The sequence below is a fragment of the Streptomyces sp. NPDC059455 genome, assembly GCF_042750115.1.
GTDB classification, from domain to species: domain Bacteria; phylum Actinomycetota; class Actinomycetes; order Streptomycetales; family Streptomycetaceae; genus Streptomyces; species Streptomyces endocoffeicus.
Map to the genome: position 1 here is coordinate 1 of NZ_JBHYVB010000331.1, position 8368 is coordinate 8368.

Annotated in this window: 6 protein-coding genes; 3 read left to right on the plus strand and 3 right to left on the minus strand. The window is 66.7% G+C overall.

Annotated features, from left to right (window positions below; genetic code table 11):
- Positions 1–1358, plus strand: a 1358-nt coding sequence (locus tag ACFXB5_RS51090) for an alpha/beta fold hydrolase (protein ID WP_385222326.1), incomplete at its 5' end; no start/stop codon positions are given.
- Positions 1359–1400: 42 nt separating this feature from the next.
- On the opposite strand, the gene ACFXB5_RS51095 is transcribed toward ACFXB5_RS51090, so the two are convergent.
- The 3 genes from ACFXB5_RS51095 to ACFXB5_RS51105 form a co-directional block, all read right to left on the minus strand.
- Positions 1401–3422 carry a helix-turn-helix domain-containing protein gene (locus tag ACFXB5_RS51095; protein ID WP_385222328.1) on the minus strand — a complete coding sequence of 674 codons (2022 nt, stop codon included), beginning with the start codon at positions 3420–3422 and terminating at the stop codon, positions 1401–1403.
- A 646-nt stretch (positions 3423–4068) separates the two neighbouring features.
- Positions 4069–5277: a cytochrome P450 gene (locus ACFXB5_RS51100; protein ID WP_385222331.1), complete on the minus strand. Its 1209-nt coding sequence runs from the start codon at positions 5275–5277 to the stop codon at positions 4069–4071.
- A 45-nt stretch (positions 5278–5322) separates the two neighbouring features.
- Complete coding sequence (locus tag ACFXB5_RS51105) at positions 5323–5562, minus strand: ferredoxin (RefSeq protein ID WP_020866963.1); 240 nt, start codon at positions 5560–5562, stop codon at positions 5323–5325.
- Between the two features lie 653 nt (positions 5563–6215).
- Here ACFXB5_RS51105 and ACFXB5_RS51110 point away from each other — a divergent pair.
- Together ACFXB5_RS51110 and ACFXB5_RS51115 are read left to right on the plus strand one after the other, a co-directional pair.
- Entirely contained in the window at positions 6216–6977 is a 762-nt protein-coding gene (locus ACFXB5_RS51110; RefSeq protein WP_385222334.1) for a thioesterase II family protein, read from the plus strand.
- 244 nt (positions 6978–7221) lie between these two features.
- The coding region (locus ACFXB5_RS51115) for a beta-ketoacyl synthase N-terminal-like domain-containing protein (protein WP_385222336.1) at positions 7222–8368 on the plus strand (1147 nt) is incomplete at its 3' end.

The window sequence follows — 8368 nt, forward strand, 5'->3', positions numbered from 1 at the left end:
GGCGGCGGGAGTTCGTGGGCCGGGTGGATGATCAGGTCAAGGTGCGGGGTTTCCGTATTGAGTTGGGTGAGGTGGAGGCGGCGCTGGCGTCGCATCCGCAGGTGGCGCGGGCGGCGGTCGTGGTGCGCGAGGATCGTCCCGGGGACCGGCGGCTGACCGGCTATGCCGTACCGACGGCGGGGTCCCGTCCGGTGGCTGCGGAGTTGCGCGAGTTCCTGGCGGGTGTCCTGCCGGAGCATATGGTGCCCTCGGCCGTTATCGTGCTGGAGCGGTTGCCGCTGACGGCGAACGGGAAGCTGGACCGCAAGGCGCTGCCCGCCCCGGACTACACCCCCGCCTCCGGCCGTGCACCGGCCACTCCCACCGAAGAGCTGTTGTGCGGGTTGTTCGCCCAGGTGCTGGGCCTGCCCCACGTCCCCGCCGACGCCGACTTCTTCGCGCTGGGCGGCCATTCCCTCCTCGCCATGCGCTTGATGGGCCGGTTGCGCGCGGAGACCGGCGCCCGCCTGGGCATGCAGGCCCTGTTCCAGGCCCCGTCCCCGGCTCGGCTTGCTCGCCTCCTGGACGACGGGGAAAGCTCACACGACTTCGACGCTGTTCTGGCCATCAGGTCCGAGCCGGACACACCCAAGCTGTTCTGCGTACATCCGGCGAGTGGCATCGGTTGGGCCTACCAGGCGCTGGCCGGACACGCGGTCGGCAGCTTCTCCCTCTACGCCCTTCAGGCCCGTGGTCTCGATGTGTCGCGGGAGGCTGCGGCGAGCGTCGAGGAGATGGCGGACGACTACGTGGCCACGATGAGGTCGATCCAGCCCTCGGGGCCGTACAACCTCCTGGGCTGGTCCTTCGGCGGACTGGTGGCGCACACCATGGCCGCACGCCTCGAGGCCATGGGGGAACGGGTCGATCGGCTGTTCCTCCTGGACGCGTATCCCCTCGAGCGGCAGAGCACCGAACCGCTCTGGTGCCCGTCCCGCAGGGAAGTGGTCGAGGACCTGCTGAGGGTCGCCCGGAACCAGTACGACCCGGTGGCGGACGACGGGCTGTGGCGGCCACCTCTCCTCGAGACCGAGGTCGGCGAGGAGCACGTGGACGGCATCTACCGGGCCTACCAGACGAATCTCGACATGATGGCGCGCCACGCTCCTCCCGTCCTCAAGGGCGACATCATCCTTGTGCGGGCGGTGATACCGGAAGCCGACGCGAGGACGGGCGACCCCCTGGATTGGCGGCAGTATGTGGAAGGGGACATCAGGATCGTCGACATCGACTGCACCCACTCGGAGATGCTCGACACCGCGGCGGCGAACGAGATCGGCACCGTCGTCGCTCGCGATGTCGGAGCACGGGAAACATGAGGAGCCCAGGGAACACGCGGAGTGCGGGAGTGAAGACGCGGGTCACGCCGCGCGAAGTCGGCGGGAGGGGGATCGCACCAGGTGGTCGGGCAGTACCTGGGCGACCCCCAGGGCATGCATGGCCAGCACCAGGTCATGCGTGTGCCCCGGGGTCCCCAGGAGACGGCAGTTGAGCAGGCTCTCGGCCGCGCGCAGATGGTTGCGGACCGTCTTCAGATGGACGCCGACCTTCTGCGCGGTCTGCTCCACGTTGCCGCCGCAGGCCACCCACGCCGCCAGCGTCCGCCGTAGCTCTCTGCGATCCGCGTCCAGACGTCCGAGGTAGATCCTGGCCCATTCCTGGGCACCGTCGTCCGCCAGCAGATCGCCGAGGCTCCGCTCGCCGGACACCGCGTTCGCCGTATGGGCCGTATGGGCCGTGTGGGGCGTGTGCGGAGGCAAGGCCCGGAGCTCCAGCGCGAGGCTGAGCACGGCTCGGTCGGGCAGGCAGGTGAGGTCCAGGGCGAGGAGCTCACTGACCTTCGCGATGCGCGCCGCCACCGTGTTGCGATGAGAGCCGGTGGCCTTCGCCACATCGAGACGGGAGAACCGCAACGACAGATCGATCGTTCGCAGAATGCTCTCCCGCGCGGTGGGGGCGAGCGCGTCGAGCGGGCGGAGGAAGGCCTCTGCCCACGCCTGGCCGGCGCCCGGGTCGAGGAAGAAGGACAGACCGGGTTCCTCCCGGGCCGCCGTCACCAGCTTCTCCTGACTGTTCCCCGCCATGGTGAGGGCCCGATGTGCCTCTCGGTGTGCCTCCTCGAGGTTCGCCAGCGGCTTGGGGTGGCTGGCGCCCATCCGGAGCCCCGGAACGTCGGCCACCAGGTCGTGCAGCCGCTGGACGGCACTCGTCCCGCGATCCTCAACGGACGAGGGCGAGGGTGAGGGCGAGGGCGAAGAGGAGGATGAGGATGAGGATGAGGACGGGAGCGGGGGCGAGGACGGCCACTCGGGCGTGACGACGAAGAGCTGATCGGAACGGAACGGCGAACGGACGACCAGGGCCCGCTGCCGCAGTGCGTTCTCCAGCTTGGAGGCCGTGGCGTTCAGCTCCCGCTCCCCACAGGTGATGAGGTGCACCCGGACCTGATCGGCGGAGAACAGCCCGGGGTACAGGGACTGGCCGATCTCCTGGGCGAGTTGGGTGAGACCGTTCAGCGCCAGATGGAGCACCGCGGCCCGCATCGAGCTCATGGTCTGCTGCAGCCGGTACTGGTCGCTGTCCATCTCCTCCGCGCGGATCAGCAGGCTCAGCAGCACGGTGGAACGCGCGATGATCTTCTCGGTGGACTCGTGGAAGTCCTGGTCGCGCACCACGATGAGAACCATGTGGGGCGGGTGATAGCCGATCGAGTAGAGCCGCACGCTGTGCTTCCCATGGTTGATGGACGCGGCTCCCACTTCCCCGCCCACGATGCGTTCCACCATGGCGGCCGGCGGCTCCACCAGCGGGCCCCCCGCGCTCAATTCGGACGTCAGCACGGCCCTGTGCGGATCGACCAGGCGCACCGCCCCCTCCACCGCCTTGGCCAGCCGGTCGAGCAGGGTCTGCAGTCTGTGGTGCCCCTGCCTCCCCGGCCGCCGTATCTGGTCCAGCATCTCCTCCAGCTGCTGAGCGCGGTCCTCGTACTCCCGCAGTCGCTCACGGCTGACGACCTGCGCCACCTCCGATCCGCACAGTTCCTCGCTGCCGACGAGCAGCGGAACACCGTGCTTCCTGGCATTCACCAGTACGGCCTCGGGCACGTCCTGCGGAGTGGTGCTCATGATCGCGAGTCCCGCCGCCCCACTGCGCGCCAGGATGTGGATCCGGTGCTCGGCGGCGGCCGGATCGGTCAGCCACGGCTGATCAGGCGCCACGATGACCAGCAGATCGCGCAGCCCGGTGTCCAGGAGCCGAATGTTCCTCTCCGACTCCGGATCGGACAGCCAGACACCCAGCACCGCGCGGGCCCGGAAGGAGTTGCGGTCGACAGCATCAAGGAAATGCAGCCCTAAGGCCGGTTTTTCGCACAGTGAACCCAAACTTGGCACCGATGCCCCCGTGACGAAGATGTTCAATGGTCCATGAAAGGTGCTGCGCCGCAGCAGGAAATGAGGCGCCGCGGCAGTGGTGCGAGAGCGCACACGCATGATGGGATGCGCGGCGGACGTCGCGCTGAAGGCGCTGCTCAGACTGGAAAATGCCCGGACGCCGACCCTGACGGACAGACGCACGGCGGCATGGCCGACATGATGCCGAAAGCCGCGCTGGCGAACTTCCGTAAGGACCGCCCGACAGCCACTGGTCCCTGGCTGTGGCGGAAAAGGGCCGCCTTCATCTCTGGTGAGACTTCATTACTGGCACTGCACACCGCAGCAACCTCCCCGTTAACGCAGCCCCGACATCATTCTGCCGTCCCGCGCCGCCTCGGCGCCGTCTCAAGATCCGAGTGGCACTGTCCTGCCACCGGCCAGGTATGCCCGTGGATGCGTGGATGATCAGGGATCGGTGTCCCCGCGGCGCAGTGCGCGCTGTATGCGCCGTACGGCGGTACGTGCTGGGCGGCACGGCGACCTGGCGGCACGGCGGCACGGCGGCACGACGACCCGGCGGCATGAAGAAGGCGCCCCGGTCGCGCCCGCGGACGGGCCCTCGCCGGGGCGCCTGTTCAGGCTCCTCGTGCGTCGGTCACCAGGTCACGGGCAGCGAGGTGAGCCCTCCCGTCAGCACGTTGTTCCTGGACACCAGCTCGTCGATCGGCACCGCGAGTCGCAGCCCGGGAAGGCGGGCGAACAGCGTCTGGTACAACACGTCCAGCATGACGCGTACCAGCGGGGCGCCAATGCAGTAGTGCAGGCCGTAGGCGAGCGTCATATGCGGGTTCTCGTTCCGCGTGATGTCGAAACGCTCCGGCTCCCGGAAGACGCGGGGGTCACGATTGGCCGTCTGCGGGCTCAGCGCGATCAGATCCCCTTCGGAGATCCGCGTCCCCTTGTACTCGAAGTCGGCCCGCGCATACCTGGTGATGCAGGCATCCGAGGCCGGCGCGAACCGCAGGATCTCTTCCACGGCACGGGGAGCCAGGCCGGGATCCGCCTCCAGCAGCGCCCGCTGATCGGGATTCCGCAGAAACAGAAGGGTTCCGTAGTCGGTGAACGACACACTGGTCTCGAAACCGGCGATGATCAGCGTCGATACGTACGTCTGAATGGCGTCGTCCGGTGGGAACCCCGTCTCCTGCTGCTTCAGGACCAGATCGGTGATGACGTCGTCGGCTGGTTCGGCGCGTTTGAGCTCGATGAACTTCGCGATGTACTCACGCATTTCCAGCATGGCGGTGACGGCGAGCTGCTGGTCACTGGTGTGAAAGGTGCCTTGCGACCAGGTGCCGAGCTGTTCACGGTCGGCGAAGGGGATGCCGAGCAGCTCGCTGATGACAAACACCGGAAGCCGCTTCGCTATCTCCTGGTGGAAGTCGGCCGGCTGCGGGAGCTCCTGGAATCGGCTCAGCAGTTCGTCCACCGTCCGCTGGATCCGCGGCCGCAGGGAACGCATCCGCTGGGCACTGAACGACGGAATCAGCACCTGCCGTGCCTTGGTGTGGTCGACGACCTCGGTCTCGTACTCGCCCCGAGGGCCGCCGAGAATGACCGCCGCGCTGTAGCGCGGTGCGTTCGGCGGATCGAAATGCGAGCGGCCCAAACGCGCGTCGGAGATGAGCTTCTTCACATCCTCATGCCGGGTGACCAGCCACGCCGGATCGCCGACAGGGGTGAGGACCTTGACGATCGGATCGTTCTCCCGCAGCTCGGCGAACCGGGGCGGCAACTCCATCAAGCCGGACTGGTCGAAGGGCAGGTGCGGAATGCTCTCATCGGTGCTCTCGGCGGCAGACATGCGATGGTCTCCTATTCGGCACGGGCTCTCTTGACGCGGGCCTGTCTACGGTTGCTCGATGACGTGGATGCACTGGCCCGGGCACTCGTAGGCCGCCGTATCGACGGCGTCCTGGTCCTCATCGGGGACATTCGCCTGACATGTCTCGCCGCCCGGTTGGTCCAGCAGCCGGCCGTTCTGGCGCACATAGGCGAGACTGTCGTCCGCGATCGAGAACACGCGCGGTGCGGTTTCCTCGCACTGTCTGCTGTTGAGGCATCTGCTCTGGTCGATCCACACCTTCATGGCGCTTCTTTCCTGCTCAATGCTGCTCGATCTCCCAGCGCTCCCAGTGCGCCCAGTACTCCAGTACTCCAGTACTTCCGTGCTCGAGTACTTCCGTGCTCCAGTGCTCTCCATTGCAGCAGGGGGTCGTTGATGCCCTGGATGGCCGCTTTACCAAAGGGAGAAGGTCGGTCCATGACAGCCCCGTAGCGGTACACGGGCGCGCCGTTCACTCAACGGGCCTCTCCATGCTGCCGTGTGTCCGGCCGTGGCAACGCATGCACAAGCCAAATGGCACTCTCCTGCCATCGCTCATGAGGCGTCATACGCCGGGAAAACCGTTGAATCCGGCCTATCCGGGCCCCTGCCCGGACCTCTATCCGGACCCCAGGAGGGGCGCTCGGGAAGGGGTGTCGGATCGCTCGCGGCACCGCGTCCACAGGGCCGTGTCCGCTGGTCACGACCGTCCGCGCGCCACGCACCTGTGCATCCGTGCCATGGCCACCAGTTGGCCTGTGCAGAGATGACCCTTTCTCTGGTTGGCGGATGGCTTGTAGCGTCGAAAATGTTTTTGGGCGGAGGCTGTGAAGCGGGGGTGGGTCCGTTCATCCGAGCCCTTTCGGCTACTGGCATCGGGTACCACCGTGCGGTCGCCGGAACCGGTCATTGAAGGGATGGAGCACGTGGGTGCAGCCGAAGTACGTCCTGGGCGTTGGCTTCGCCGCTTTCGGAGAGGTGAGTCTCCTCAAGACGTCCGACTGATCTGCTTTCCTCATGCGGGTGGCGCCGCCACCTTCTTCTTTCCCTTCGCAAGAGGGCTGAACGTCTCGGCGGAAGTCCTGGCCGTTCAGTACCCGGGAAGGCAGGACCGTCACCGGGACGCATGCATAGACAGCGTCGAGGAAATGGCCGACCTCATCTTCGAGGATGTGCGGGCCCTTGACGATCGTCCGCTGGCCTTCTTCGGGCACAGCATGGGCGCGGTGCTGGCATTCGAGGTGGCGCGACGCCTCGAAGAGAAGGACGGGATCAGCCCACGACGGCTGTTCGCATCGGCCCGCCCCGCGCCCTCACGACGCCGTGACGAGAAGCTGCGGACGGACGACGCCCAGCTCATAGCGGATCTCAAGGCGCTGAACGGTCCGAACTCCAGTATCTTCGCCGATGAGGATGCCCTTCGCGTCATCCTGCCCGCCATTCGCAGCGACTACAAGGCGATCGAAGGCTATGTGGTTACTCCGGACACCAGGGTCACATGCCCTATCTCCACGGTTATCGGCGTCTCCGATGAGCGAGTGACCTCTGCTGAGGCGGAGGACTGGGGAAAGCACACCGCCGGGGATTTCGAGCTGATGGTCTTCCCAGGCGGCCACTTCTACCTCACTGAGCAGCTGCCCGATGTCGCCCGTTTCGTCGCGGAGCGTATCTCGCAGTGAACGAATTCGGTGAATCAGGCATCTGATTGAGGCCGGAGTCCAGTTGTTCCGGTCCTTTTAGCACGACCCATTGAGAGCCCGTTGGCCGGTTTCCGGCTGGACGGCTGTCAGGCTGTCCACATCTGACATGGCGTAATTCCGTTGGCGTTGGAAGGGTTTTGCTGTGCGGGATAGGCGAGTACTCACGGATGCTGAGCTGCGCGATCGACTCTCTGATGCGTCCGAAAAGCGGCAGTTCGAGATCGTGCTCGCCCTGGTACGTGAAGAGATCGCTCAGATACTCGGCTCACACAGCCCAGAAGACATCGCCGAGCAGGCTTCCTTCCGCTCTCTCGGCGTCTACCGGGAGAAGCGCCAGCAGCTGGTCAGCAACCTGACCGAGCGCTCAGGGGTTCGCCTCCCGTCGACGGCTCTGTTCGACTACCCGAACCCGGCCGCGCTGGCGCGCTTTGTGAGGTCTCGGATCGTGGGCGACGTCGCTGATGTTTCCTCCGCCCCGGCCGGCGCGACGGAAGACGACGACCGGCGCGATGCCGACGACCCGATCGCCATCGTGGGTCTGGCCTGCCGCTACCCCGGTGGGGTGAGCTCCCCCGATGAGCTGTGGGACGTGGTGGCGAACGGCCGGAACACCATCTCGGACTTCCCCACCGACCGCGGCTGGGATCTGGAGAACATGTTCGACCCGGACCCGGCGCATGCGGGCACCTCGTATGTGCGGAAGGGCGGGTTCTTGCACGATGCCGCGGACTTCGACGCGGAGTTTTTCGGTATGTCGCCGCGTGAGGCGCTGGCGGTGGACCCGCAGCAGCGGTTGCTTCTGGAGACGTCGTGGGAAGCGATCGAGACTGCGGGAATCAACCCCCTTGAGCTGCGCGGCACCCCGACCGGGGTCTACTTCGGCGTCATTTACAACGACTACGCCTCGCGCCTGAGCACCTTCCCGGGTGAGCTCGAGGGCTACCTGCTCAACGGCAGTCGGCAGAGTGTCGCCTCCGGCCGTGTGGCGTACGTGCTCGGTCTTGAGGGCCCGGCGCTTTCGATGGACACGGCGTGTTCGTCGTCGTTGGTGGCCCTGCACCAAGCCAGTGCGGCGCTGCGCCGTGGTGAGTGCTCGATGGCCCTGGCCGGGGGTGTGGCGGTGATGTCGGCCCCGGGCCTCTTCCTGGAGTTCTCCCGTCAGCGTGGCATGGCGATGGACGGGGTGTGCAAGGCGTTCGCGGACGCGGCGGATGGGACCGGGTTCAGCGAGGGTGTTGGTGTGCTGTTGCTTGAGCGGTTGTCGGATGCTCGGGCGCGGGGGCATCGGGTGTTGGCGGTGGTGCGTGGTTCGGCTGTGAATCAGGATGGGGCGTCGAATGGGTTGACGGCGCCGAATGGTCCGTCGCAGG